The sequence below is a fragment of the Actinomadura formosensis genome (assembly GCF_050948385.1).
Lineage (GTDB): Bacteria > Actinomycetota > Actinomycetes > Streptosporangiales > Streptosporangiaceae > Spirillospora > Spirillospora formosensis.
Map to the genome: position 1 here is coordinate 1,305,025 of NZ_CP192011.1, position 24,748 is coordinate 1,329,772.

General features: G+C 72.0%; 23 protein-coding genes. 3 read left to right on the forward strand and 20 right to left on the reverse strand.

All coding sequences use genetic code 11. From position 1 onward, the window contains the following. Nucleotides 1-66: 66 nt before the first annotated feature. From ACQP1N_RS06170 to ACQP1N_RS06205, 8 genes are all read right to left on the reverse strand, one after another. Nucleotides 67-1,239 carry an MFS transporter gene (locus tag ACQP1N_RS06170; protein ID WP_433229540.1) on the reverse strand — a complete coding sequence of 391 codons (1,173 nt, stop codon included), beginning with the start codon at nt 1,237-1,239 and terminating at the stop codon, nt 67-69. A gap of 135 nt (nt 1,240-1,374) precedes the next feature. Continuing rightward, complete coding sequence (locus tag ACQP1N_RS06175; RefSeq protein ID WP_067800666.1) at nt 1,375-1,896, reverse strand: YbhB/YbcL family Raf kinase inhibitor-like protein; 522 nt, start codon at nt 1,894-1,896, stop codon at nt 1,375-1,377. A 52-nt stretch (nt 1,897-1,948) separates the two neighbouring features. Continuing rightward, complete coding sequence (locus tag ACQP1N_RS06180) at nt 1,949-2,824, reverse strand: carbohydrate ABC transporter permease (protein ID WP_067800669.1); 876 nt, start codon at nt 2,822-2,824, stop codon at nt 1,949-1,951. Nucleotides 2,825-2,871: 47 nt separating this feature from the next. Further along, on the reverse strand, nt 2,872-3,816 hold the full coding sequence (locus ACQP1N_RS06185; protein ID WP_067800672.1) for a carbohydrate ABC transporter permease: 945 nt from the start codon (nt 3,814-3,816) through the stop codon (nt 2,872-2,874). Then, the gene (locus tag ACQP1N_RS06190; protein ID WP_084263096.1) at nt 3,813-4,886 is read right to left on the reverse strand and encodes an ABC transporter ATP-binding protein; all 1,074 of its coding nucleotides are present in this window, start codon (nt 4,884-4,886) and stop codon (nt 3,813-3,815) included. Before ACQP1N_RS06190 ends, ACQP1N_RS06185 begins: the two co-directional genes overlap by 4 nt. A gap of 5 nt (nt 4,887-4,891) precedes the next feature. Further along, nucleotides 4,892-6,331: an ABC transporter substrate-binding protein gene (locus tag ACQP1N_RS06195; RefSeq protein WP_084263097.1), complete on the reverse strand. Its 1,440-nt coding sequence runs from the start codon at nt 6,329-6,331 to the stop codon at nt 4,892-4,894. 132 nt (nt 6,332-6,463) lie between these two features. After that, the gene (locus tag ACQP1N_RS06200; protein WP_067800743.1) at nt 6,464-7,249 is read right to left on the reverse strand and encodes an ABC transporter ATP-binding protein; all 786 of its coding nucleotides are present in this window, start codon (nt 7,247-7,249) and stop codon (nt 6,464-6,466) included. A gap of 13 nt (nt 7,250-7,262) precedes the next feature. Then, nucleotides 7,263-8,234 carry an ABC transporter permease gene (locus tag ACQP1N_RS06205; RefSeq protein ID WP_084263098.1) on the reverse strand — a complete coding sequence of 324 codons (972 nt, stop codon included), beginning with the start codon at nt 8,232-8,234 and terminating at the stop codon, nt 7,263-7,265. Between the two features lie 179 nt (nt 8,235-8,413). On the opposite strand from ACQP1N_RS06205, the gene ACQP1N_RS06210 reads away from it, so the two are divergent. After that, entirely contained in the window at nt 8,414-9,946 is a 1,533-nt protein-coding gene (locus ACQP1N_RS06210) for a bifunctional phosphatase PAP2/diacylglycerol kinase family protein (RefSeq protein WP_067800676.1), read from the forward strand. 26 nt (nt 9,947-9,972) lie between these two features. Next, complete coding sequence (locus tag ACQP1N_RS06215; protein ID WP_067800680.1) at nt 9,973-10,494, forward strand: YceI family protein; 522 nt, start codon at nt 9,973-9,975, stop codon at nt 10,492-10,494. Here the strand turns inward: ACQP1N_RS06215 and ACQP1N_RS06220 are convergent. The 10 genes from ACQP1N_RS06220 to ACQP1N_RS06265 all read right to left on the reverse strand — a co-directional run bounded on the left by ACQP1N_RS06220 (nt 10,478) and on the right by ACQP1N_RS06265 (nt 20,630). Next, the gene (locus ACQP1N_RS06220) at nt 10,478-11,245 is read right to left on the reverse strand and encodes a hypothetical protein (protein ID WP_433229542.1); all 768 of its coding nucleotides are present in this window, start codon (nt 11,243-11,245) and stop codon (nt 10,478-10,480) included. The two genes, ACQP1N_RS06215 and ACQP1N_RS06220, sit on opposite strands and share 17 nt — an antisense overlap. Next, nucleotides 11,242-12,357 carry a glycosyltransferase family 4 protein gene (locus ACQP1N_RS06225; protein WP_433229543.1) on the reverse strand — a complete coding sequence of 372 codons (1,116 nt, stop codon included), beginning with the start codon at nt 12,355-12,357 and terminating at the stop codon, nt 11,242-11,244. Before ACQP1N_RS06225 ends, ACQP1N_RS06220 begins: the two co-directional genes overlap by 4 nt. Beyond that, nucleotides 12,357-12,719, reverse strand: a complete 363-nt coding sequence (locus ACQP1N_RS06230; protein ID WP_067800749.1) for a hypothetical protein — start codon at nt 12,717-12,719, stop codon at nt 12,357-12,359. Before ACQP1N_RS06230 ends, ACQP1N_RS06225 begins: the two co-directional genes overlap by 1 nt. Further along, nucleotides 12,716-13,444, reverse strand: coding sequence for a hypothetical protein (locus tag ACQP1N_RS06235; RefSeq protein ID WP_433229544.1), 729 nt, complete (start codon nt 13,442-13,444; stop codon nt 12,716-12,718). The genes ACQP1N_RS06230 and ACQP1N_RS06235 overlap by 4 nt, the downstream gene beginning before the upstream one ends. Before the next feature lie 10 nt (nt 13,445-13,454). Continuing rightward, complete coding sequence (locus ACQP1N_RS06240) at nt 13,455-14,612, reverse strand: glycosyltransferase family 4 protein (protein ID WP_067800691.1); 1,158 nt, start codon at nt 14,610-14,612, stop codon at nt 13,455-13,457. Next, on the reverse strand, nt 14,609-15,580 hold the full coding sequence (locus tag ACQP1N_RS06245) for an NAD-dependent epimerase/dehydratase family protein (protein ID WP_242608764.1): 972 nt from the start codon (nt 15,578-15,580) through the stop codon (nt 14,609-14,611). The genes ACQP1N_RS06240 and ACQP1N_RS06245 overlap by 4 nt, the downstream gene beginning before the upstream one ends. A 119-nt stretch (nt 15,581-15,699) precedes the next feature. Beyond that, on the reverse strand, nt 15,700-15,996 hold the full coding sequence (locus tag ACQP1N_RS06250; RefSeq protein WP_067800694.1) for a MoaD/ThiS family protein: 297 nt from the start codon (nt 15,994-15,996) through the stop codon (nt 15,700-15,702). Then, complete coding sequence (locus ACQP1N_RS06255; protein WP_433229546.1) at nt 15,993-17,108, reverse strand: WD40/YVTN/BNR-like repeat-containing protein; 1,116 nt, start codon at nt 17,106-17,108, stop codon at nt 15,993-15,995. The genes ACQP1N_RS06250 and ACQP1N_RS06255 overlap by 4 nt, the downstream gene beginning before the upstream one ends. 124 nt (nt 17,109-17,232) lie before the next feature. After that, nucleotides 17,233-18,876 carry an ABC-F family ATP-binding cassette domain-containing protein gene (locus ACQP1N_RS06260; RefSeq protein ID WP_433229547.1) on the reverse strand — a complete coding sequence of 548 codons (1,644 nt, stop codon included), beginning with the start codon at nt 18,874-18,876 and terminating at the stop codon, nt 17,233-17,235. Between the two features lie 53 nt (nt 18,877-18,929). Beyond that, entirely contained in the window at nt 18,930-20,630 is a 1,701-nt protein-coding gene (locus ACQP1N_RS06265; RefSeq protein ID WP_433229549.1) for a proline--tRNA ligase, read from the reverse strand. 57 nt (nt 20,631-20,687) lie between these two features. On the opposite strand from ACQP1N_RS06265, the gene proS reads away from it, so the two are divergent. Beyond that, nucleotides 20,688-22,136, forward strand: coding sequence for a proline--tRNA ligase (gene proS / locus ACQP1N_RS06270; RefSeq protein ID WP_242608765.1), 1,449 nt, complete (start codon nt 20,688-20,690; stop codon nt 22,134-22,136). Nucleotides 22,137-22,155: 19 nt separating this feature from the next. Here the strand turns inward: proS and ACQP1N_RS06275 are convergent, their stop codons facing one another. Both ACQP1N_RS06275 and ACQP1N_RS06280 read right to left on the reverse strand, forming a co-directional pair. After that, entirely contained in the window at nt 22,156-22,662 is a 507-nt protein-coding gene (locus tag ACQP1N_RS06275) for a DUF6328 family protein (protein ID WP_067800711.1), read from the reverse strand. A 49-nt stretch (nt 22,663-22,711) separates the two neighbouring features. Further along, nucleotides 22,712-24,679 carry a SpoIIE family protein phosphatase gene (locus tag ACQP1N_RS06280; RefSeq protein WP_433229551.1) on the reverse strand — a complete coding sequence of 656 codons (1,968 nt, stop codon included), beginning with the start codon at nt 24,677-24,679 and terminating at the stop codon, nt 22,712-22,714. Between the last annotated feature and the right edge of the window lie 69 nt (nt 24,680-24,748).

Here is a 24,748-nt window from a genome sequence, read left to right on the forward strand (position 1 = left end):
AACACGCCACCCGGGCGGGTACTCCGCCCCTCCCCAGTGCCCGCGTTCCGGTGGCCGAAGACGGAATCACCGCAGATGGCGCGCCAGGGCGAGGGAGGCGGCGACCGCGGCGGCACCGCACAGCGCCACGACGTCGCCCGGCGCCATGAATTCGCCCACCGCCCCGGCCGCGCCGATGCCCGCCGCCTGGCCCGTCATGAGGCCGGCGTTCGACAGCCCGAGCGCCTGCCCGCGGATCGTCTCGGGCACCGCGTCCACGAGCCGCTGCTGCACGGCCAGTTCGTAGCCCAGGCCGAACGTCCCGGCCGCCATCAGCGCGCACGCCAGCGGCAGCGGCGGCCCGGCGGCGAACAGCAGGAGCGGCGCCCCGGTCAGCGCCGCCAGCGGCAGCGTGAGCCGCTCCCGCAGGCCGGGGCGGATCCAGCGGCCCACCACGAAGTTCCCCGCGAACATTCCGGCCGCGGCGGCGGACAGCAGCAGCCCCGCCGCGTCCGGGGCACCGAGGTCGGCCGCGTAGGGGACGGCCATGCCCTCCGAACCGACCGACAGCGAGATCGGCAGCCAGGCCGCCAGCAGCAGACCCCGCGTGGTCCGGCGGCCGAGCAGCAGGCTGTTGACGCGCCACGTCTCGCGCGCCAGGCCGGACGACGCCCGCGGCGCCGCCGGGACGTCCGGGAGACGCAGATGGGCGAGGACCACGGCCAGTGCGGCACTGATCGCCGCGAGCCAGAGGGCGCCGGCCGGGCTGAGCACCGCCAGCAGCAGGCCGCCCGCCGCCTGCCCCGTGATCTGGGCCCCGGCGCTGGTCATCGTGAACAGCGAGCGGCCGAGCACGTAGCCGTTCCCGGGGAGCAGGACGGGAAGCCGGGCCTGGACGGTCGCGGAGCCGACCGGCGCGAACAGCCCCACCGCGACGAGCAGCGCCATGACCGCCGGAACCGGGAGCCCGCCCAAGGCGAGGACGGCCGTGATCCCGAAACGCAGCAGGTGGTAGCCGGTGAGGAGCGGCCTGGCCGGGATGCGGTCCGCGAGTGAGAGCAGCAGCGCGCCGCCCACCACGTACGGGAGCATCCCGGCGGCGAAGACGAGCGCCGCCGCGACGGTGGAGCCCGTCCGCTCGAACGTCTGGACGGACAGCGCCAGCGTGCGGACGGAGTCGCCGGCCACCTGGAGCGTCTGGAGGGTGAACAGCGTCCGGAACTCCGGCACGCCGAACACGTCGCGGTATCGCACGGTCATGACCGCGACTCTGCGGCACCGGCCCGCACCCCGGATACTGTTTCGGGGAAGAACGAAACATGTACCGGATCGAAGCCGGCCCGGGCGGCTGAGGCACCGCGGCCGCCCCGGGGACCGGGACGGCCGCACCGCACGTCAGGAGCCGTAAACCGGGACGATCGTGGCGCGGGCCAGGGTGTGGGCGGTGATGTTGAAGCCCACGACGGCGGGAGAGGCGTCGGAGCCGACACCGAGCGACTCCACGTCCAGCGCGTGGACGGTGAACACGTAGCGGTGCGGGTCGCCGGGCGGCGGGGCGGCGCCGCCGAACGCCTTCACCCCGTAGTCGTTGCGGGCGTGCACGCCGATCTTGGAGTCCTCGGCGCCGGCGCCCGCGGGCAGTTCCGTCACGGTCGCGGGGATGTCGAACAGGCTCCAGTGCCAGAAACCGCTGCCGGTCGGCGCGTCCGGATCGAAGCACGTCACCGCGAAGCTCCTGGTCTCGGCGGGGAACCCCGACCAGCTCAGCCGCGGGGACTCGTTGCCGCCGCCGAACCCCCAGTCGTTGAACACGTGCTTGTCCGCGAGCCGCTCGCCGTCGGCGATGTCCTCGCTGGTGACGGTGAACGACGGGACCTCGGGCAGGTACTCGTGCGGAAGCGGCGGCTTGCCGGCCATGGTGACCTCCTACATCACAATCCGGTTCTCCCCTCCATCTCTATCAGGGCGCTCAGGTCTTGACCGCGCCCATCGTGAAGCCCGCCACGAAACGGTCCAGGAACAGGTTGAACAGGAACGCGATCGGCACCGCGGTGATGACGGTGGACGCCTGGAGCGACTGCCAGAAGAACACGTCCCCGCGGACGAGCTGCGTCGGCACGCCGGTGCTGACCACCATCTCCGGGCTCGCCGACACGAACGCCAGCGCGTACACGAACTCGCTGGAGGTGAGCGTGAAGCTGAACACGACGACCGCGACGATCCCGGGGAACACCAGCGGCAGGACGGTCCGCAGGAACGCGCCGAGCCGGCTGTGGCCGTCCACCATGGCCTGCTCCTCGACGTCCTTGGGGACGGCCTTGAGGAACCCGATCAGCAGCCACACCGACACCGGGACCGTGATCGTCGGATACACGACGATCATCGACCAGAGCGTGTCCTCCAGATGCAGCGCCACCACGACGCGGGTCAGCGACAGGAACAGCAGCGACGGCGGCACCAGGTACACCATGAAGATCGCGATGCCCATCGGCGTCCCCCACGGGCGGTCCAGGCGCGCGAGCGAGTACGCGGCCGGCAGCGCCAGCGCCAGCGTGATCGCGACCACCGCCGCGCCCACGATCAGCGTGTTGACCACGAACGTCAGGAACGGCGTGTCGGTGAACAGGAACGTCACATGGTCGGGCGTCGCCGGCTTGTTGAAGAAGAACGGGTTGCTCTCCGGGTTGTAGAGATCCTGGTTCTGCTTGAACGCGCTGATCACGCTCCACAGGAACGGCAGCGCGCACACCAGCGCCGCGATGATCGCCGCCGCGTACACCCCGGCCCGCGCCGCCACATGCCGCCGTGCGTACCTGCGCCGAAGCGCCTCGGTGGTCGTGTCCACTCGCCTCACCTCCGCTCGGCGGCGGGCGGGCGCCCTTCCGCGCCCGCTCACCCCGCCTCCAGCCGCCGGACCGCGCGCAGGATCGCGATCGCGCCCGCGAGCAGCAGCGGGAACAGGAACAGCGCGATCGCCGCGCCCTGCCCGACGTCGCCGCCCTCGATCCCGCGGAAGTACGCCCACGACGCCAGCACGTCCGTCGAGTGCGTCGGGCCGCCCCGCGTCAGCACGTACGGGACGGTCATGTCGGTGAACGTCATGATCGCGCCGAACAGCCCGGCGACGGCGATCACCGGGAGCGTCAGCGGGATCGTCACCTCGAACATCCGCCGCCAGAACCCGGCGCCGTCGATCCGCGCCGCCTCGTCGATGTCGCGGGGGATGGCGACCAGCCCGGCCATCACGATCACCGCGGCCAGCGGCGTCAGCCGCCACGTCTGCACGGCGACCACCGACGCCATCGCCGTGCCCGGACGGCCCAGCCACACCACGTTCGCGTCGATCAGCCCGAGGTGGCGCAGCACCCAGTCGACCGGCGAGTAGATCGAGTCCAGGAACCACAGCCACGAGATCGTCGACAGCGCCACCGGCGTCGTCCACGGCAGCAGCACCAGGAACCGGACGAACCACTTGCCGTGGAAGTCGGCGACCAGGATGTTCGCGAGCACCTTCCCGAACAGGACGATCAGCACCATGCTCACCAGCGTGAACACCAGCGTGTTGCGCAGCGCCCGCCAGAACACGCCGTCGGTGAGGATCTCGTCGAAGTTCCGGAACCCGGCGAAGTCGAAGGACGGGTCGCCGGTCGTCACGTCCGAGAACGCGAACGCGATCGCCAGCAGGAACGGGACGCCGACCAGCGCGACGATGTAGACGACCGACGGCAGCAGCATCACCCAGGCGAGGAACCCCTCCCGGTCGGCGAGCCCCGCCTTCGCCCGCGCCCTCGGCGGCTGCACGGCGGCGGGCCTTCGGTCCGTCGGCGCGTGCGTCATGCCGGGCCCCCGATCGGGACGGCGGCCGTGCGGGTGCCCGCCTCGGCGTCGAAGAACCGGAGCCGGCCGGACGGCACCGCGAACGCACGGGTCTCCCCGGCCTCCAGCGGCGTGCTCACGGTCGCGGGCAGCCGGGCGATGACGCGGGTCTCCTCGCCGATCCCCGTCACCGTCCCGTACACGTGCCGGTCGCCGGACAGGTACTCCATCCGCTCCACCCGCAGCGGCATCGTCACCCGCGCCGCGGACGCGACGTTCTCTTCGGGAAGCAGATGCTCGGGGCGGAACCCCACCAGCACGCCGTCGCGCCTGACCAGGTTCATCGGCGGCGACCCGATGAACGTCGCCACGAACGTGTCGGACGGGTCGTCGTACACCTCCTGCGGCGTCCCGACCTGCCGGACGCGGCCGTGCTCCAGCACCGCGATCCGGTCGCCGAGGCCCATCGCCTCCGCCTGGTCGTGCGTGACGTAGATGGTCGTGGTGCCGACGCGCTCCTGGAAGCGTTTCAGTTCGTCCCGCGCCGTCGCGCGCATCTTCGCGTCGAGATTGGACAGCGGCTCGTCCAGCAGGAAGACCGCCGGGTCCCGGACCAGCGCGCGCGCCAGCGCCACCCGCTGCCGCTCCCCGCCCGACAGTTGCCGCGGCTTGCGGCGCAGCAGCGGCTCTATCTCCAGCAGCGCCGCGGCCCATCGCGCCTTCTTCTCGCGCTCGCCCCGCTCCATCCCCTCCGCGCGCAGCGGAAAGACGATGTTGTCCATTACCGTCTTGTGCGGATAAAGCGCATACGACTGGAACACCATCGCGATCTGCCGGACCCGGGGCGGAAGGCCGTTCACGACGTTCCCGCCGATCAGCACCTCGCCCTCCGTGGGCTGTTCCAGACCCGCGATCGTGCGCAGCAAGGTCGTCTTCCCGCACCCCGACGGTCCCAGCAGCACCAGGTACTCGCCCGGCCCGGCCGCCAGATCCACCCCGTCCAGCGCCCGCACGTGCTCCGCCCGCCCCCGCCGCGCCCGCACATGCCCGTCGAAGTTCTTGACCAGGCCCTTCACCTCCACGGTCTGCACGGGGCTCAGCCCCCTACCAGGCCGCGGGCGCGCCAGTTCTTGAAGATCGCGTTGATGCGATCCTCCGCCTCCGCGACGGCCTGCGCCGGGGACGCCTGGCCGCGGGCGGCGCGGCCGAACATCGTCGGCAGCACGTTGGTGTTGAAGATCTCGCCGATCGCCGGGTTGGACGGGCCCGGATAGCCGATGTTCGCGCTCCACGACGTCGCCGTCTTCAGCAGGGCCAGCTTGTTCGCCGGTTTCGCGCCCCACGGGTCGTTGTCCAGCCAGCCGTTCAGCTGCGGGACGACCGACGGCCACCCCGGCAGGTCGTACAGCTCCGAGTGGTAGGACACCGACGGGAAGTTCGCCGTGTAGTGCAGCAGGAACTCCTTCGCCGCGTCCGGGTTCGCCGCGTACTTGGGCACGATCCACTGCTGGATCACGTGCTGCGCCGCCAGCGCCGCCTTCGGGCCGCGCAGCGCGGGCACGAAGAAGATGTCGTCGCCGATCGCCCGGTTGGTGCCCATCGCGGTGCGCCACGCCGAGATCGAGTTGACGATGTAGGACGACTTGCCGGCGATGAGCGCCTGGTTGTTGGACGCGGGCGTCCAGGAGAAGACCTCGCTGGTCTCCGCCTCCTTGAACAGCCGCGCCATGTACTCGACGGCCGCCACGGTCGCGTCCGAGTTGACCACGACCCTCTCGTGCGGGTCCTGGACGGAGCCGCCGAACGACCACAGCAGCGCCCGCGCCGCCATGTTCGAGTCCGTCTCCGGGGACAGCCCGATCCCGCACGGCACCCCGGTCTGCTTCTTGATCTCCGCCGCGCCGCGCAGCAGGTCGTCCCAGCTCGTGGGGCCGTTCGGCATCCCCACCTTCTGCCACATGGACCTGCGGTAGTCGCCGGGGTCGGGCGACCAGCCGGGACAGTAGGCGTAGAACCGCCTGGTGTTGGGGTTGTAGCTCGACTTACGGCACAGCTCCAGTTGCTGCCCCCAGCGCCGGGTCGCCTCCTGCACCACGTCCGTCATGTCCAGGACGGACGGCTCGTACTGCGAGAACGGCGCGATGTGCTGGATGAGGTCGTGGCCGCGTCCGGCCTGGATCTCCGACGCGGCCCGGCGGGGGACGTCCACGGTGTTGATGTGGTCGACCCGGACGTCCACCCCGACCTTCTCGCCCCAGTCGGAGAGGAACTTGTCGAACCACTTGTCGTGCCGGGGCACGAAGTGGCTCCACATCAGGATGCTGAGCGAGCCGCCCAGCTTCTTGGCGGGGGAGGTGAACACCTCCTTCGGGGCGTTCCCGACGCTCTTGGCCTGCGGGCCGCTGGACTCGCTGGCGCACCCCGCCAGGAGACCGTACGCGCCCGCCGCGAGCGCCGTGGAGGACAGGAAGCCGCGTCTGCTGGTTTCGGCGGAGTCGGGTCGGGGGGTGTCAGGGGTACCGGGCCGGTCGGCCATGGGAGCTCTCCCTCGCCGGTGAAGGTCTCCCCTCGAAGGTAGATCGGCGAGGCCGTCTCATCCAGAGACGATCCGGTAACTCCACGTCACTCCGGTACCGCCGGGCCCGTCAGTCCCGGCGGTGCGCTCGTGTTACTTGCCGCTGGCCTCGATGTAGGCGGCGATGACCTCTTCGGGGTCGCCGTCCATGTGCATGCGGCCCTCGTCGATCCAGATGACGCGGTCGCACATCTCCTTGACCGTGTCCAGCTGGTGGGCGACGAGGAACACCGCGCCGGCCTCCTTGCGCAGCTCCTCGATCCGGCGCTTGCTCTTGCGCTTGAACTTGGCGTCGCCGGTGGCGAGCGCCTCGTCGATCAGCAGGACGTCGTGGGTCTTGGCCGCGGCGATCGCGAACCGGAGCCGGGCCCCCATGCCGGACGAGTACGTCCGCATCGGGTACTGGATGAACCCCTCCTTGAGACCGGCGAAGTTCACGATGTCCTGGTAGCGGGCCTTGGTCTCCGCCTGGGACATGCCCATCGCGAGGCAGCCGAGGACGATGTTGCGCTCGCCGGTGAGGTCCTTCATCAGCGCGGCGTTCACGCCCAGCAGGGACGGCTGGCCGTCGGTGTAGACGCCGCCCTGGTGCGGGGGCAGCAGCCCGGCGATGGCCTTCAGCAGCGTCGACTTGCCGGAGCCGTTCGTGCCGATGATGCCGACGGCCTCGCCCCGGTAGGCGACGAACGACAGGCCCTTGATCGCGTGGACCTCGGTCATCGTGGGCCGGTGCCGGCGGCGCAGGACCCGCGAGAAGGCGGCGGCGGCGTTGCCCTTCCCTCCGGCGCCGTACACGCGGTAGACGATGTGCAGGTCGTCCACGACGACGATCGGTTCCCGGGACGGGTCGATCTGGACGGGGTTCGTGGCGGGGTTCATGCGCACCTTCGTGTCAGCCACGGCCGTATCGCTCCTCGGCACGGTAGAAGAACATGAATCCGCCGACCAGCATGCCCGTGGCCCAAAGGAGGGCGTAGAGCCACAGCTGTGCTGACGACTCGACTCCCAGTTTGACGCGGACGTGCTCACGGTACTCGCCGAGGAGCACGTGCCGGCTCAGCTCGACGTACACGTACGCCGGGTTGGCCTGCAGCAACTCAGCGAGGATGGGGTACTGGGAGAGCTTGGAGCCCGGCTTCATCAGCGTCGGCAGGCTGAAGATGACGCCGGACATGTAGAGCCACGTCCGCATGACGAACGGGAGAAGCTGGGTGATGTCGCGGTTGAACGCGCCCAGCCGCGCCATCACCATGCTGATGCCCACGTTGAACATCAGCTGCAGTGTCACCACGGGGACGAACAGCAGCATGTTGAAGCTGATCGGCTCGCCGAAGGCGAAGATGATCGCGAACAGCACGACCAGGGCGAGCAGCAGCTGCTGGAGTTCGACAATGGCGATCGCCAGCGGCAGTGTGGCGCGCGGGAAGTGCAGCGCCCGGATCAGCGAGAGGTTGTCGCCGACCGATTTCGACCCGGCCGTGACGGACCGCTGGGTGAAGCCGAACAGGAAGACGCCGGTGACCAGGAACGGGATGAAGTCCGTCAAACCGCGTTTGGTGTCCAGCAGCACGCCGAAGATCAGGTAGTACACCGCCGCGTTCAGCAGCGGGGTCAGCAGCTGCCATACCTGGCCCAGCCGCGAGTCGGTGTACATCGAGATGTTCTTGGCGGACGCGAACGCCCAGATGAAGTTGCGGCGAGCCCACACTTCTTGGATGTACTTGCGCAGCGGGGGGCGCGCAGCGCTCTGCCTCAGCCCGTATCGTGCGGCGTAGTCGGCCAAGGTCCCGTTCACGTGCAGTGGCTCCGCGATCGTTCCGACCGACTCGCCACCCGGGGAACCGAGCCGTTCCGGGTGACTCATGTCGCGAAGCCTATTGCAGTCGATGAGCCGAGAGTGCCGTTCGCCCGCATGTGACCCCCGATTTGAGATCTTTACGGAATCATGTCGGTGCCCCTGGGGATACCCGGGACATGCGCGTCAATCGCTCACGGTGCAGCATTGTGCCATCACGGTCCGTCATTTCACATCGTCATGAGCCGGTGTCCAAACCCAGATCCGCCCTGTTGCGCAGGCTCGGGCGGGCGGACCGGTGGGCGTTCGACCGGGTGGCCGCGGCGCGGCTGCGCGGGCTCGAATACGTCCTGCCGCGATTGTCGCGAATCGCCGACCATGGTGTGCTCTGGTTCACCTCGGCCGGTGTGATGGGGCTCACCGGACGGCCCCGGCTGCGGCGGGCGGCGCTGCGCGGCTCGATCGCGGTCGCGGTGGCGAGCCCGGCCGTGAACCTCATCGGCAAGCACGCGTTCCGCCGCAAACGCCCCGTGGTGGACCTGGTGCCGCCGATCCGGATCCGCTGGAAGCTGCCGACCTCGCACGCGTTCCCGTCCGGGCACTCGGCGTCCGCCGCGGCGTTCGCGACCGGGGTCGCGCTGGAGGCGCCGCGCCCGGTGGCGATCCCGGTCGCGGCGACGGCCGCCGCGGTGGCGTTCTCCCGCGTCTACACCGGCGCCCACTATCCGGGCGACGTCCTCGCCGGTCTCGGGATCGGCGCGCTCGCCGGACTCGGCACGCGCATGGTGTGGCCCGCCCGTCCGCCGGTGGCCCGCGTGGAGCCGGCCGGCGAGCGGGCCCGGGTCACCGAGGACGGACGCGGTCTCGTCACGGTCGCCAACCTCGGCGCGGGCCCGGGCGGCGAGTCCGGCGGGATCTCGCTGCCGGGCCGCCCGGAGGCGACGCTCGACCTGCTCGAACGCGAACTGCCCGCGGCGGAGGTCGTCCGGCTGGGCCCGGACGCGGACCTCGACAAGGCGTTCGGCGAGGCGGCCGAGCGGGCCGACGCGCTCGGCGTCATCGGCGGGGACGGCACCGTGAACGCGGCGGCGCGGGCCGCGCTGCAGCACGGCGTGCCGCTGCTGGTCGTCCCCGGCGGGACGTTCGACCACTTCGCCCGCGCGCTCGGCGTGGAGTCGGCGGCGCAGGCGATCGCGGCGTACCGGAGCGGCCGGCTGGGCCGGGTGGACGTGGCCTACGCCGCGCCGGCGAGCGGCGCGGGCGGCGACGAGGAGCGCCCGTTCCTCAACACCGCGAGCTTCGGCGCCTACACCGAACTGGTGGACCGGCGCGAGCGGCTGGAGCGGCGGATCGGCAAGTGGCCGGCGCTCGCGGTCGCCGCCGTGCGCACGCTGCGCCACTCCGAGCCGGTCGACCTGTACGTGGACGGCCACAAGTACCGCGTCTGGCTGGCGTTCGTCGGCAACTGCGTCTTCGGTTCGCGGGGCGCCGCGCCCACCTGGCGCCGGCGGCTCGACGACGGGCGGCTGGACGTGCGGATGGTCGTCACCGGGCGGCGCGTGCCCCGCGTCCGCGCGGTCGCCGCCGTCCTGGCCGGGCACATGCACGTCACGCCCGGCTACCGGGAGTGGCGGGCGAGCGGCCTGGAGGTCGTCTCGGCGGACGGCGGGCTGCGGCTGGCGCGGGACGGCGAGGTGTCGTCGATGCCGGCGGCGGTCCGGTTCGGCAAGCACGCCGGCGCCCTGGCGGTGTTCTGCCCCGCACCCCGCGCGGCCGGGTAGCGGCCGCCGCGTGGCAGGGTGAAAGTATGCAGGGAACATATGAGCTGGGGCCGGACGACGGCCGCCTGCTGGTCCGGACGGGACGCAGCGGGCTCGGCCGGCGGGCGGGCCACGACCTGACCATCGAGGCGACCCGCTGGTCGGCGGCGGTCGAGGCCCGCGAGCCGCTGGACGCCTCGTCCGTCGAGGTGACCGTCGAGGTGGACGCGCTGGAGGTCCGGGAGGGCACCGGCGGCGCGCTGCCGCTGTCCGACCATGACCGCACCGAGATCGGGAAGAATCTGCGGAAGATCCTGGACACCGGGCGGCATCCGCGGATCACGTTCTCCTCGACGGCGATCGGCGACGACGTCATCGAGGGCGATCTGACGATCATGGGCCGGACGAACCCGGTCCGGATCGGCGCCGCCCTGGACGGCGACCGCGTCCGGGGCGGCGTCACCGTGACGCAGTCGCGCTGGGGGATCAAGCCGTACTCGGCGTTCTTCGGCGCACTTCGCCTGGCCGACGATGTGGAGATCGAGTTCGACGTCAGGCTTCCCGCTTAGCGCGGGCGGCGCGGGCGAACTGGTCGTCGAGGCTGCGGGGGAACGGCAGCATCCGGTGCCGTCCGCGCCAGGGCGCGTATTGGCGGACGGCGTTGAAACCGGCCGCGGTGATGATGCGCTCGACGTTGGGACCCGGCGTATAGGCGGGGTAGACGTCCAGGTGAGTGATGCCTGGGGGGAGACCTTTCGGCCTTCGGGGCGACACCAGGGTCATGGGTGGGCAGACCCGCTCGGCGGCTGCCATGTCCTGTGCGTAGGCGACGAGTTCCAGCGTCTCCAGGTCGGGGCCGCTGTGGACGATGAGCCAGCCGTCCACGTCGATCGGCTCCGACGGGGGGTCGATGAGGACCAAAGGGGAGACCTCGTCGGAGACCTCACGCAGATAGGCGTCATGGGCCGGTTCCAGAGGCTCCAGGACGAACGTCCGGTCGAAGCGCGGCGGGTCGGCGGGGAACAGGGGCCGATAGGCGTCCCAGCGCAGCAGACGGGCCAGATGCGTCACCCGTGTGCCCGGCGGAAACCGGGTGAGGTCGCCCTTCAACCCGGCCGGGAACGCGTCCACGATCACCTCGTCCGGCGCCGGGGCGGGGGCGGTCTCCACGACGTGCCAGCCGCCCGCGACGCGGGGATCGGCCGCGAACGGCGAGTCCGTCACCACGGTCACCGGGCCGTCCGGGCGCAGGGTGTGCAGCACGGACCGGAGCCGCGTCAGATGCCCCAGCCCGTCACCGGCCGCGTAGCAGACGATCACCGCGTCCCGTCGAGCACCGCGAGATATCCGGCGGTCTCGGCGGCCGGGGTGAAGTTGCGGCGGATGCGTTCCGCGCCCGCCGCGCCGAGTTTCGCCAGCTCCGCGGCGTCCGCTCGGGCCGCCCGGGCGATCGCCGCGCGGCAGGCGTGCGGGTCGCCGGCCGGGAAGGGGAACCCGATCTCCTCGTCCGCGACGTCCGCGAGCCCGCCGCCGTCCGACGCGAGCAGCGGCACGCCGAGCGCCGCCGCCTCCAGCGCCACGTTCGGCATCCCGTCGTAGAACGACGGCAGGGCGACGAGGTCGCAGCTCGCGTAGACGGACGGCAGGTCGTAGCGTTCCAGGAACGGCAGGAACGAGTGCGGGACGTCGCGCTCGGCCAGCCACTCCCGCACGGACTCCTCGACCTCACCGACCAGCAGCAGATGGAAGGCGTCGGCGTGCCCCGACGCGGCGAGCGCGTCCAGGAAGAAGCCGACGCCCTTCTTGACCTTGAGCTGCCCGATGAGGCCGACCGTCCGGCGTCCCGGCTCGACGTTCTCCTCCCGCCATGCCAGGCCCCGCTCCCGCTCGGACGGCAGAACGCGCCACTGCCCGGTGTCCACGCTGTTCGCGACGAACGTGACGTGGGCGTCCGGGGCCAGCGCCGACACCAGCGGCGCGTGGGAACGGGCGACGACGCAGACGCGGGACGAGGCGCGCAACGCCTCCGCCAGCACGCCGCGCCGCCGCATCGAGAACGCGCCGATGTCGATGTCGTTGCCGCGCAGCAGCGTGACCAGCGGCGCGTCCAGCAGCGCGGACAGGACGGGCGCGGCGAGCAGCGCGTAGACGCCGCCGAACGCGACCACATGGCTGTATCCGGTCAGGTTCTCGGCGGTGATCGTGGTCCAGAGGCGGCGCAGCGCGTGCTCGGAGTCGTCCCCGAGCGGCGCGGTCAGCAGCCGCCCGCCGTGCTCCCGCCGTACACCCCAGGGGCGGGCGCGGCGCGTCAGGTGGGCGACGTCGACCTCGACGCTCGCGCCGCGCAGGCCCCGCACGATCCGGTCGCATGACTGCGCCATACCGCCCTGGCTCGGCGGATAGTGCTCTGTGAGCCACAGGACACGGTGCATCAGCTGTCCACGAAGCCCGTGTCGAAGCCGGTGTCGTCGTCCGGCCCCCAGCCGCCGGCCGAGTAGTCGTCGCCCGGATTGAACGCGCCGCGGTCGTACTGGTCGAACGACGAGTACCAGTAGGTGTCGTCGTACGCCTGCGAGCTGTGCCGGTAGTAGTGGCGCCGGTAGCCGCCCGCCCAGGACGGATGGTGCGGGTCCTGCGTCCCGTACCCCTGCGCCGCGGCGCATTCGGGGCACAGCCCGTTCGGCCCGGCGTGGTCGCCGCAGACCGGGCGGCCGCACTGCGGGCAGGACACCGCCGCCGCCCGGCCGCAGCGTCCCAGCACGAAGAACCCGGTGGTCACGGCACAGCGGGTCACTTGGTCCTCCTCGCGGCCGTGCCCGGCGGCGTCCACCGGAACGGCTCCGTCGACACCTGCAGGATCCGGTCAGTCATCGCCTGGTTCTCCAGCATGCCGGGGAACCGCGCGCTCGCCCGGATCACGAGCCGCTTGCCCTCCTTGACCTGAACCCTGAGCCAGCCGGGCGGCGGTGACGGGGGCCGCTGGACGGCGGCGTCCTTCGCCAGCCGCCGGGTGACCCGCACCAGGTGCACCGTCTTCGTCTTGTGCTTCATCTTGAGCTTGCCGCTCGCGCTGCGCTTGTTGTAGCTGCGGTTGCGGACCCGGTCGATCAGCTCCAGCTCGACGACGCTGCCGTCCCGCAGTTCCGCCCGCATCCGCAGCCACGGATCGAACGCGTACCACTGCTGCATGGACGAGATCTGCCCCCTGTTGGGCAGGGCCTGCTTGGGCCCGTTCTTCTCCGGGACGGTCGGGCCGCGCATGTCCGCCGCCACCGACAGCACCCCCTCCGGCGGCATGTCGGCCGCCAGCACCCGCAGCATCGGCACGAACACGCCCGGGACCCGTTCGGACAGCCGCCACTTGCGCCGCTTCACCACCGCGTCGTGCCCCGCGAGGCTCTGGATCACCGGCTCCCAGTCGTCCCGCCGCAGCGAGACCGAGAAGCCCTTCTCCAGGGTCAGCGCCTTGTGCAGCGGGTGGAACCGCCCGATGGCGGCCTTCTGCTTACGCCAGAACATGACGAACCACCTATCGAACCCGTGTCAACGTGCGGTAGACCTCGGCCAGCCGGGCGCGCGACCGCGCCCAGGTCAGGCTCTGCTCGATGTGCTCGCGGCCCCGCCGCCCCATCGCGGCGGCCTCCCGCGGGTACTCCAGCAGGATCCGGACGGCCCGCGCCAGCTCGGCGGGCCGGTCGGCCGGGACGAGCCGCCCGTGCTCCCCGTCCGCCATCAGCTCGCGGACGGCCGGCAGGTCGGAGGCGACCACCGGCACACCCGCCGCCATGGACTCGATCACCTTCAGCGGCGCGCAGCCCTGGTCCAGGTTGCGGGCGCATCCGGTCAGCGGCGCCACCGACACCTCGGCGTGCGCCAGCCACGCGGCGACCTCGTGGTGCGGCAGGGTGAACCGCCAGTCGATCCGCTCGGCGACACCGAGCCGCTCGGCCAGCCGCCGCACCGGCTTCGCGCGCCGCTCCGGGACGGACGCGCAGATCACCAGCCGGAGATCGGTGAGGTCGGCGAGCCGTGCGAAGGCGCGCATCAGCACGTCCAGGCCCTGCCACGGCTGCATCGCGCCGACATAGACGACATACCGCTTAGGCGCGTCCGCCGGCCGTTCGGTTTCGCCGGGCACGTCGGCCCCGTTCGGGACCAGGTGGATCCGGTCCCGCGGCACGCCCCGCTCCCGGACGGCCGCGCCGATCACCCGCGACGGCACCACGACGGCGTCGCTGCGCTCCAGGCAGAACCGCTCCAACTCGCGGATCTTGCCGAGCGTGCTCGGCGCCGCCCACGGCCACGTGTGGCTCATCTCGATGGACGGCAGGCCGTTGACCTCGTACACGACCGTGTGGCGCCGTCCGTCCGCGACCGCCGGCAGCGCGCTCCACGGGTCCCGGACGTGGCAGATCTCCAGCGTGTCCCAGTGGGGCCGGAGATGGTCCGCGACCCAGCCGGAGAACGCCTCGGCACGGTCGATCAGGTTCGGGATCGGCGCGTCGAACCGCGCGATCTCCCGCGTCCCCTCCCGCTGGTAGCGCGGCAGGCCACCGCCGCCGATCACGCCGAGCAGCCCGCCGCCGTACCGCGTGAACAACTCGTCGGCCATCTGCGCGATGTGCACCGCGGAACCCTTGCTGGACGGGAACCGGTCGAACGCGACATAGGCCGCCCTGTGCCTCATCCGACCCGCACCTCCTCCGGCATGGCCCGCAGCGCCCGATGCCAGGCGATCTGGTCGTCGAGGCCGTCCCGCAGACCGATCGCGGGCGTCCAGCCCAGCAGCCGCCGGGCCCGCCGCGTGTCGGCCCACGTCCGCGCCGCGTCCCCGGCCACGGGCGTCTCCCGCTGGATCTCCGCCTGCACGCCCAGGGCGCTGGTGAGCATGACGATCGCGTCCCGCACCGTCACGTGCTCGCGATGGCCGACATTGATGGCGATGCCGGGCGGAAGCTCCTCGGCCACCGCCGCCAGCGTCGCCGCGACGACGTCCCGCACATGCGTGAAGCTCCGCGACCTGCGCCCGTCCCCGAACACCGGCAGCGGACGCCCGTCGAGCGCCGCCTCCACGAACCGGTGGAACGCCATGTCGGGCCGCTGCCGGGGCCCGTAGACCGAGAAGTACCTGAGCAGGACCGTCCGCAGCCCGCCGTCCGCCGCGAGACCCGCGAGCCGCTCCACCTCGACCTTGCTGACCGCGTACGGGCTCGCCGGGTTCAGCGGATCGTCCTCCCGGTTCGGCCGCCGCCCCGCCGACCCGTACACCGACGAACTGGACGCGATGACCACCTTCGGCCGCCGCCCCGCCGGCCGCTCCAGGCACGCCGCGAGCAGCCGCCGGGTGGCCGTCACGTTGTCGCGCTCGGCCACGGCCCGTCCCGGCCCCCACGAATCCCGCACGCCCGGCCGCCCCGCCAGATGGACGACGACGTCCGCGGCCGCGACGGCGGTCAGGTCGTCCACCGCGAGATCGACCTCGGCGGCGACGACGCCCGGCCGCGCCGCGACCTCCGCCCATGTCCGCCGCGCCACGTCCGGGGCGAGCGAGCGCCCGGGCGCGTCGACGGCGAGCACCTGATGTCCCGCGTCCGAGAACGCCTCGACCGCATGGCTCCCGATGAACCCGGCCGCCCCCGTCACAACCACCTGCACGCGGGAACTTTATCCGCCATCCCCCCGAACCGGGACAGGACTCGCGTCCCGGATCAATCGGGACGTCATCCCGGGTCAGGAGCGCAGGTGGCGGGCCGGATCCGCCGGCGTACGGCGGTTCAGCCGCCGGCCATGGCGCCCACCACGAGGAAGGGCTCGGCGCCCGCGGCGACCGGGACGGGGAGCACGGTGTCGGGAGGGGCGTGGGAGAGGTCCTCCTCGCAGGCGTGGAAGCGGACGAACGCCCGGCGGCGCCCGGTGGCGTGGTCGCGGATCGTTCCGCGCAGCACCGGGTGGCGGGTCTCCAGAGCGTCCAGGACGGAGCGCAGCGTGACCGGCGCGGGAACGTCCAGTTCGACCTCGCCCCGGACGCCGGCGAGGACCCGCAGGTGTGCGGGCAGCACGACGCGGATCATGGCAGCGTCTGGACCTCCACCGACAGCACGGCCGGCAGATCGCGGACGATGGGCGCCCAGGTGTCCCCGGCGTCCGCCGACACGTACACCTGGCCACCCGTCGTGCCGAAGTAGACGCCGCACGAGTCGAGCGAGTCGACGGCCATCGCGTCCCGGAGCACATTGACGTAGCAGTGGCTCTGCGGCAGCCCCGTGGTCAGCGGCTCCCACTCGTGCCCGCCGGTACGGCTGCGGTAGACGCGCAGGCGTCCCTCCGGCGGGTAGTGCTCGGAGTCGCTCTTGATCGGGACGACGTAGACGGTGTCCGGCTCGTGCGCGTGGACCGCGATCGGGAAACCGAAGTCGCTCGGCAGGTCGCCGCTGATCTCATGCCAGGTCTCGCCCGCGTCGTTGCTGCGCATGACGTCCCAGTGCTTCTGCATGTACAGCACCTCGGGACGCGCCGGGTGCATCGCGAGGCGGTGCACGCAGTGGCCGACCTCGGCGTCCGGGTCGGGGATGCCTTCCGAGCGCAGGCCCCGGTTGATCGCCCGCCACGTCTCGCCCGCGTCGTCGGTGCGGAACACGCCCGCCGCGGAGATGGCCGCGAACATCCGCCCGGCGTTGGCGGGGTCGCGCACGATGGTGTGCAGGCACATCCCGCCGGCGCCCGGCTGCCAGGACGGCCCCGAGCCGTGCTCGCGCAGCCCCGGCAGCTCCCGCCAGGACGCGCCGCCGTCGACCGAGCGGAACAGGGCGGCGTCCTCGACCCCGGCGTACACCGTGTCCGGATCCGCCGCCGACGGTGCGAGATGCCAGACCCGCTTGAACTCCCACGGCCTGGGCGTGCCGTCGTACCACTGGTGCGTGCCGGGCACGCCCTCGTAACGGAACTCGTTGCCCATCGGCCGCCAGGTGGCGCCGCCGTCGTCGGAACGCTGGATCACCTGCCCGAACCAGCTCGTGGACTGCGACGCGTACAGCCGCGCCGGATCGGCCGGCGACCCCGCGACGTGGTAGATCTCCCAGCCGCCGAAGTGCGGCCCGCTGACCTCCCAGTCCTTGCGCGCGCCGTCCGCCGTGAGGATGAACGCGCCCTTCCGCGTACCGACCAGTACCCGCACTCCGCTCATGGCTGTCCCTTCGAGAGCCGTCCGGCATGGCTTCACCGGCGATACCGACCCTCGCCGCGCCCGAAACTCATCGCGCGCCCCAAAGCCGTCTGGCACGGCGGACGCGAATTGGGCGCGTGGGCGTTCAGCGGGGGCGGGCCACGCGGGTTTCGTCCCAGACGGGTTCGGGGGACTCGTAGACGGAGCCGTCGGCGCCGAAGACCAGGTGGCGGTCGAAGGAGCGGGCGAACCAGCGGTCGTGGGTCACCGCGAGGACGGTTCCCTCGTAGGACTCCAGGCCCTCCTGGAGGGCTTCGGCGCTGGCCAGGTCGAGGTTGTCGGTCGGTTCGTCCAGGAGGAGGAGGGTGGCGCCGCCCAGTTCCAGCAGGAGGATCTGCAGGCGGGCCTGCTGGCCTCCGGAGAGCGTTTCGAAGGGCTGTTCCGCGCAGACGTTCAACTCGTAGCGGGACAGGGCGCTCATGGCGTCGTTGCGGAGGCGGGCGTGCTCGGTCATGACGATCTCGCACGGGGTGCGCCCGGCGAGGTCGGGGCGGGCGTGGGTCTGCGCGAACAGGCCGGGCACCACGCGGGCGCCCAGGCGGGCGACGCCGGTGTGCGCGACGGGTCTCACCGGGGTCGCGCTGCGGGGGAGCGTTTCGGCGACGGCGGTGAGCAGGCGCAGGAAATGTGATTTTCCGGAGCCGTTCGAGCCCAGGACGGCGACGCGTTCGCCGTACCAGATCTCCGCGTCGAAGGGCCTCATCAGGCCCGTCAGCTCCAGGTCCTCGCAGATCACCGCGCGTTTTCCGGTGCGTCCGCCGCGCAGCCGCATCTTGAGGTTCTGGTCGCGGGGCGGGATCTCCGGCGGGCCCGCCTCCTCGAACTTGCGGAGGCGGGTCTGCGCCGCGCGGTAGCGGGACGCGAACCCGTCGTTGACCGTGGCCTTGTTCCTGAGGGTGTTGACGAGTTCCTTGAGTTTCGCGTGCTCCTCGTCCCAGCGGCGGCGCAGTTCCTCCAGGCGCTCGATGCGGTCCCGGCGGGCGGCGGCGTAGGTGGCGAAACGGCCGCCGTGGATCCAGACGCGGCCCGCCTCGACGGTGACGATCCGGTCGGCGGCGCGGTCGAGGAGTTCCCGGTCGTGAGAGACCAGCAGGACGGTCTTGGCCGTTTCCCGCAGTCTCTCTTCCAGCCACTGCTTTCCCGGGACGTCCAGATAGTTGTCGGGCTCGTCCAGGAGGAGGACCTCGTCGGGGCCGCGGAGGAGGGCCTCCAGGGCGAGGCGTTTCTGTTCGCCGCCCGACAGGGTGCGGACCTCCCGCCAGCGGCACCCGTCGTAGGAGACGCCCAGGGCCGCGATGCAGCAGGCGTCCCAGAGCACCTCGATCTCGTAGCCGCCGGCGTCGCCCCAGCCCGCGAGGGCCGTGGCATAGCGGAGCTGGGTGGGTTCGTCGTCGCGCTCCATCATCGCGAGTTCCGCCGCCTCCACCGCGGCGGCCGCCTCACGGACACGGGGCGGCGCCAGGGACAGCAGGAGGTCGTGCACGGACGAGTCGTTCCGCATGCTGCCGATGAACTGGCGCATCACGCCGATGCCGCCGCTGTGCCCCACGGTCCCGGACTGGGGCGTGAGGTCCCCGGCGATCAGGCGGAGGAGCGTCGTCTTGCCGGCTCCGTTCGGGCCGACGAGCGCGGCGGTGACGCCGTCACCGACCCGGAAGGAGACGTCGTCCAGCAGCGTCCTGCCGTCCGGCAGGACGTGGCTGATATGGCCGACCTCGACGTGCCCCACGGCGCAACCCCTCTCGATGACGTTCCGAGTCTCCGGAGGGCGCGCCGGGGGCGTCAAACGGTTTTCGCGAGCAGCGACCCGACGTGTGCGGCGACCGCGTCCAGGGCGATCTTCGACGTCTCGCCCGTGGTGCGCGCGGTGACCTCGGCGACGCCCTCGGCCAGGCCGCGGCGGCCCACCGTGACCCGGAACGGGATGCCGGTCAGTTCCACGTCGCGGAACTTCACGCCCGCGCGTTCGGGGCGGTCGTCGATCACGACCTCGACGCCGGCCCGCAGGAGGGCGGCGTAGACGCCCTCGGCGGCCTCGGCCACACCGGCGTCGTCGGGCTGGGCGGGCACGACGGCGACCTGGAACGGGGCCACCGAGAGCGGCCAGACGATGCCGCGCTCGTCATGATGGGTCTCGACGATCGCGGCCATCGCGCGTTCGACGCCGATGCCGTAGCTGCCCATGATCACCGGAACGAGCCGGCCGTCCGGGTCCAGTACCCGGGCGCCGAGGGCGCGGGCGTAGCGGTCGCCGAGCTTGAAGATGTGGCCGACCTCGATGGCCCGCACGATCTCCAGGGGTTCCCCGCAGCGGACGCAGGGCTCCCCGGCCGCGACCTCGCGCAGGTCCGCCCACGTGCCCACGTCGATGTCACGGCCGACGTCCACGCCGCGCAGGTGGACGTCGTCGGTGTTGGCCCCCGTGAACATGTCGCGGCGGCCCCGCAGCGCCTCGTCCGCGATCACCGGGAGCGCCGCGCCGACGGCGCCCAGGCTGCCCGGCAGCGCGCCCAGCGCGTCCTGGATCTCAGGCGGTTCGGCGGCGCGGATGTCGGTGGCGCCGGTGGCGTCCACGAGTTTCTGCTCGTTGAGCGGGTGGTCGCCGCGCAGCAGGACGAGCGTCAGCGTGCCGTTCAGGAGGTAGACGAGCGTCTTGATCTGGCGGTCGGCGGGCGCGTCATGGGCGAGGAGATCCTCGATCGTGCGGACGCCGGGCGTGTCGAACCGCTCCGGCGCGTCCGGTCCCGGCCCGTCGGACGCGGCCGGCAGCGCGGACGTCGCCCGCTCGATGTTCGCCGCGTACCCGCAGGAGGGGCAGCGGGCGACGAGGTCCTCGCCGACGTCGGCGGGGCACATGAACTCGGTCGAGCCGGACCCGCCCATGGTGCCGCTGGACGCCTCGCACGCCAGCACGGGAAGGCCGAGGCGCGCGAAGATCCGCGTGTAGGCGCCGTGGTAGGCGTCGAACGACGCGTCCAGGCCGGAACGGTCGATGTCGAAGCTGTAGGCGTCCTTCATGGTGAACTCGCGGGTGCGCATGAGGCCGCCCTTGGGGCGCGGCTCGTCCCGGAACTTGGTCTGGAACTGGTACCACTGCTGCGGAAGCCGCCGGTACGAGCCCAGCTCCCGGGCGACCGTCGCGAAGATCTCCTCGTGCGTCATGCCGAGCGCGTGGTCGGCGCCGCGCCGGTCGCGCAGCCGGAACATCTCCTGCCCCATCAGGTCCCAGCGGCCCGACCGCTGCCACGGCTCGGCCGGATGCAGCGCCGGGAGCAGCATCTCCTGCGCGCCGATCGCGTTCATCTCCGCCCGGATGATCTGGATGATCTTCGCCCGGACCCGGACGGCCAGCGGGAGCAGCGAGTAGTGGCCGGCGGCGAGCTGCCGGATGAAGCCCGCGCGGAGCAGCAGCCGGTGGCTCGGCGCGTCCGCCTCGGCGGGGTCCTCGCGGAGCGTGGGCACGAACATCTGGGACCAGCGCATCCCGCGAGGGTAACGAAACGTCCTTCTCAGCGCGGGCAGTCAGTACCCTTGTTCTCCGTGAGTCGAGAAGGTGTGACGCCGCAGAGCGAGGATTTCTCCGCCTGGTACAACGAGGTGGTCGTACAGGCCCAGCTCGTCGACCGTGGCCCGGTCCGCGGCACGATGGTCATCCGACCGTACGGTTACCGGATGTGGGAGCTGCTCCAGGCCGACCTGGACCGGCGCATCAAGGACGCGGGGCACGACAACGCCTGCTTCCCGATGCTCATCCCGGAGTCCTACTTCAAGCGCGAGGCCGAGCACGTCGAGGGCTTCTCCCCGGAGCTGGCGGTCGTGACGCACGCGGGCGGCAAGGACCTGGAGGAGCCGCTGGTCATGCGGCCCACGTCCGAGACCGTCATCGGCGAGTACATGGCCAAGTGGATCGACTCGCACCGCGACCTGCCGCTGCTGCTGAACCAGTGGGCGAACGTCGTCCGCTGGGAGATGCGGCCCCGGATGTTCCTGCGCACCACCGAGTTCCTCTGGCAGGAGGGCCACACCGCGCACATCGACGAGGACGACGCGATGCGCGAGACGATGTGGGCGCTGGACGCCTACGCGGGCGTGGCGCGCGAGCTCGCGGCGATGCCGGTCGTGGCGGGGGAGAAGACGCCCGGCGAGCGGTTCGCCGGCGCCGTCCGCACCTACACGATCGAGGGCATGATGCGGGACGGCCGGGCGCTGCAGGCCGGCACCTCGCACTACCTCGGCACCAACTTCGCCAAGGCGTTCGAGATCCAGTACCAGGACGAGGCGGGCAAGCTGACGCTCGCGCACACCACGTCCTGGGGCATGAGCACCCGCATGATCGGCGGCGTGATCATGACGCACGGGGACGACAAGGGCCTGGTCCTGCCGCCGCGCCTCGCGCCCTACCAGGTCGTGATCGTCCCGATCGGGCGCAAGGAGCAGGGCGAGCAGGCCGCCGCCGAGGCGCGCCGGCTGGGCGCGGCGATCAAGTCGATGGGCATCCGGGTGCACGTGGACGACAACCGCCCGCAGCTGTCGCCCGGCTTCAAGTTCAACGAGTGGGAGATGCGCGGCGTCCCGATCCGCGTCGAGCTCGGCAAGCGCGACATCGAGGGCGGCGTCGCGACCGTCGCCCGGCGGCTCCCGACCGCCGAAGGGCAGGGCAAGGAGCAGATCCCGCTCGACAAGGTGCCGGAGCTGCTGCCCGGGATGCTCGCCGACTTCCAGTCGTTCCTGCTGGCCCGCGCGGAGAGGTTCCGGGAGGCGGGTACCGCCGACGTGGACGCCTGGGACGCGTTCGCCGCGCAGGTCGCGTCCGGGTGGGCGCGCGCGTTCCACTGCGGCGAGCCCGGGTGCGAGGACGCGATCAAGGCCGACACCGCCGCGACCCCGCGGGTCATCCCGGCCGACGCGCCGGAGGAGAGCGGTGCCTGCGTGAAGTGCGGCCGCCCGTCCGCCTACGGCAAGCGCGTCATCTTCGGCCGCGCGTACTGACCCGCGAGCGCCCGCGCGATCAGGAGTCCCCGGAGGTCGCGCGGGCGCGCGCCCTCATCCGCGTCAGGTACGGCTGGACGAACCACACCCATCCGCACAGCCCCAGGATGCCCACGGCGGTGAGGACCACCGCGCCCGTCCGCTCCGACAGCGACACGATGATCAGCATGGTCGCCGACGTGATCGAGATCGCCAGCGCGAACGCGCCGATGATCCCGTACCGGTTGGCCCGTTTGATCAGCAGGGCCTTCTGCCCGAGCCGGAACAGGATGCGGTGCTGGAACACCGGGGCGATGAAGTAGATCGACGCGACCGCGGCCCCGAACAGCGCGAGGTAGAACAGCACCATCCCGATGCCGTCCACCTTGTCGAAGCCGGTGGAGAACGGGACGGTCAGCAGGAAGGCGAAAAGGACCTGCACACCGGTCGTCGCGACACGGAAACCCTGGAGAAGCTCCATCAGCTGCCGGTCGAGCCGCTCGTGCTCGGTCTCGTCACGGGGCTTGTCCGCGGGGTCAACGGTCATGACTCCGACTTACCCCAACGAACGATCACCATCCGGGCATTTCCCCGCGCTACCCGAGGGTGGGCGGCTCCACGCGGAGCGCGAGCATCGACACGTCGTCGCGCAGGTCGCCGTCGCAGTAGTCGAGCAGCGCCCGCTCCACCCCGGCGAGCATGTCCTCCGGCGTGTGGCCGGCGTGCGCGGCGAGCGCCTCCAGCAGACGCTGCTGGCCGAACTCCTGCCGGGTCATGTCGCACGCCTCCAGGACGCCGTCGGAGTGCAGGACCAGGGTGTCGCCGACGGTGAGGTCGATCGTGTCGAGCCCCGCCTCGAAGTCCTCGAACAGGCCCAGCGGGACGCCGCCGCGGGACGCCGACCTGATCACCCCGTCGGCGCGCACCACGATCGCCGGGGGATGCCCGGCGGTGCCCAGCGAGACGATGATCCGTTCGGTCTCCGGCGTCAGCCCCGCCATCACCGCCGTGACGAACCGGTCCTCGTCCAGCAGCGCCTCGTTCACGATGCCGAGGACGTCGCCCGGGCACGCCTTCCAGCGGGACGCGAGCCGGACGCAGTGCCGCGCCGTCGCCGTGACCGCCGCCGCGTCCTCGCCCTTGCCGCACACGTCGCCGAGGACGAGGCCCCAGCCGCTCTCCGTGCGGAACACGTCGTAGAAGTCGCCGCCCACGTCCGAACCGTGCGTCGAGGTCAGGTACTTGGCGGCCACCCGCACGCCGGGGATCTCCGGCAGCCGCTTCGGCAGCAGCCCCGCCTGCAGCGTGTCCGCCACCTCGGCGCGGCGCCGGTACAGCCGCGCCGCCCGGATCACCAGCGCCAGATACCGGCCGAGCCGCTGCACCACCCCGAGATCCATCAGGTCGAACGGGCCGTACTCGCCGCTCGCCGCCAAAGTGATCGTTCCAATGGCGCGGTCGCCGTCCTCGATCGGCACGCTCAGGACCGATGTCACGCCGATCTTGCCGCAGACGGGCTGGCCGTCCGGGCAGACACCGAGCACGTCGAGGTCCTCCACGTGCGGGCGCAGCGCGCTCTGCCGGGTGACGAACACCGTGTGCGGGAGCGTGCCGTGCGCGGGCTCGACCTCCTCCAGCATCCGCGCGGCCTCGACCGAATGCTCGTCCTCCGGGCCCATCACCACCTGGCGGCGCAGTTCGGGTGCCGCCCCCGCGGCGTGGATGCCGCCCTGCGCGCCGCCGCCCGGCCCGCCGTTCGGGCCGGTCAGGTCGATGAACGCCCAGTCGGCCAGCTCGGCGGCCAGCAGCCGGGCGCAGCGCCGGACGGCGACCGTCTCGTTGAAGACCGGCTCGTCCAGCAGCAGTTCGCTCGCGGTGGCGAGAACGTCCATCCGGTGGACGATCGTCGCCACGGCCTCGTCGTCGCCCGGACCGCCCCGCTCCGTCCGTGCCTGGTGCCGGGCGGCCCTGTCGTGGGCCTTGTCATCGGTGGGCGTGGTCGTCGGCCCGGCCGCCACCACGACCATCGGGTCGGGCTCGCCGCGGATCCACACCCGCGCCAGCGTCACCACGGCGTCGACCGGATGGTCCCGGCCGAGGAAGCGGACGTTGACGCGGCGGCGCCGCCCCGTCCGGACCACCGCGGCCAGCTGCGAGCGCACCGCCGCGCGGGTCGCCATGTCGCAGAACGCCGTGAACTGCTTGCCCGACACGTAGCCGGACGACGTGCCGAGCAGCACCGCCGCCTGCCGGTTGACCCGCCGGACGCTCGTCGTGCGGTCCAGCAGGAACAGCGGGACGGGCGCGTCCTGGAACACGGTGCGCAGCACCCGGCGCTCGTTCTCCGCCGCGGCCGACCCGCCCTGCCCACCGGTCTGCTCGCCGCCCATCGTGCGCAGCACGGTCAGCGCCAGCTCCAGCTCGACCAGCGCGGCGTCCAGGGTGGCGCGCAGGTCGGGTTCCGGGACGCCGGCGGCCTGGCGCAGCTCGCCGATGCGTCCCTCGAGGTCCGAGATCTCCCGCATCAGGGTCTCGGGTTCGAGCTGGTCGGGCTGATCGTGCATCTGGTCTCCTCTCGTCCGCATCACACGGTGGAACCAGTTCGGTCCCGCCCGAACCGGGCCGGGCCACGA

Excerpts from the sequence above, each read along its gene's own strand:
- ACQP1N_RS06170 (WP_433229540.1), bottom strand. The coding sequence starts at position 1,239 with ATGACCGTGCGATACCGCGACGTGTTCGGCGTGCCGGAGTTCCGGACG.
- ACQP1N_RS06175 (WP_067800666.1), bottom strand. The coding sequence starts at position 1,896 with ATGGCCGGCAAGCCGCCGCTTCCGCACGAGTACCTGCCCGAGGTCCCG.
- ACQP1N_RS06185 (WP_067800672.1), bottom strand. The coding sequence starts at position 3,816 with ATGACGCACGCGCCGACGGACCGAAGGCCCGCCGCCGTGCAGCCGCCG.
- ACQP1N_RS06195 (WP_084263097.1), bottom strand. The coding sequence starts at position 6,331 with ATGGCCGACCGGCCCGGTACCCCTGACACCCCCCGACCCGACTCCGCC.
- ACQP1N_RS06200 (WP_067800743.1), bottom strand. The coding sequence starts at position 7,249 with ATGAACCCCGCCACGAACCCCGTCCAGATCGACCCGTCCCGGGAACCG.
- ACQP1N_RS06205 (WP_084263098.1), bottom strand. The coding sequence starts at position 8,234 with ATGAGTCACCCGGAACGGCTCGGTTCCCCGGGTGGCGAGTCGGTCGGA.
- ACQP1N_RS06215 (WP_067800680.1), top strand. The coding sequence starts at position 9,973 with ATGCAGGGAACATATGAGCTGGGGCCGGACGACGGCCGCCTGCTGGTC.
- ACQP1N_RS06225 (WP_433229543.1), bottom strand. The coding sequence starts at position 12,357 with ATGCACCGTGTCCTGTGGCTCACAGAGCACTATCCGCCGAGCCAGGGC.
- ACQP1N_RS06235 (WP_433229544.1), bottom strand. The coding sequence starts at position 13,444 with ATGTTCTGGCGTAAGCAGAAGGCCGCCATCGGGCGGTTCCACCCGCTG.
- ACQP1N_RS06240 (WP_067800691.1), bottom strand. The coding sequence starts at position 14,612 with ATGAGGCACAGGGCGGCCTATGTCGCGTTCGACCGGTTCCCGTCCAGC.
- ACQP1N_RS06250 (WP_067800694.1), bottom strand. The coding sequence starts at position 15,996 with ATGATCCGCGTCGTGCTGCCCGCACACCTGCGGGTCCTCGCCGGCGTC.
- ACQP1N_RS06255 (WP_433229546.1), bottom strand. The coding sequence starts at position 17,108 with ATGAGCGGAGTGCGGGTACTGGTCGGTACGCGGAAGGGCGCGTTCATC.
- ACQP1N_RS06265 (WP_433229549.1), bottom strand. The coding sequence starts at position 20,630 with ATGCGCTGGTCCCAGATGTTCGTGCCCACGCTCCGCGAGGACCCCGCC.
- ACQP1N_RS06275 (WP_067800711.1), bottom strand. The coding sequence starts at position 22,662 with ATGACCGTTGACCCCGCGGACAAGCCCCGTGACGAGACCGAGCACGAG.
- ACQP1N_RS06280 (WP_433229551.1), bottom strand. The coding sequence starts at position 24,679 with ATGCACGATCAGCCCGACCAGCTCGAACCCGAGACCCTGATGCGGGAG.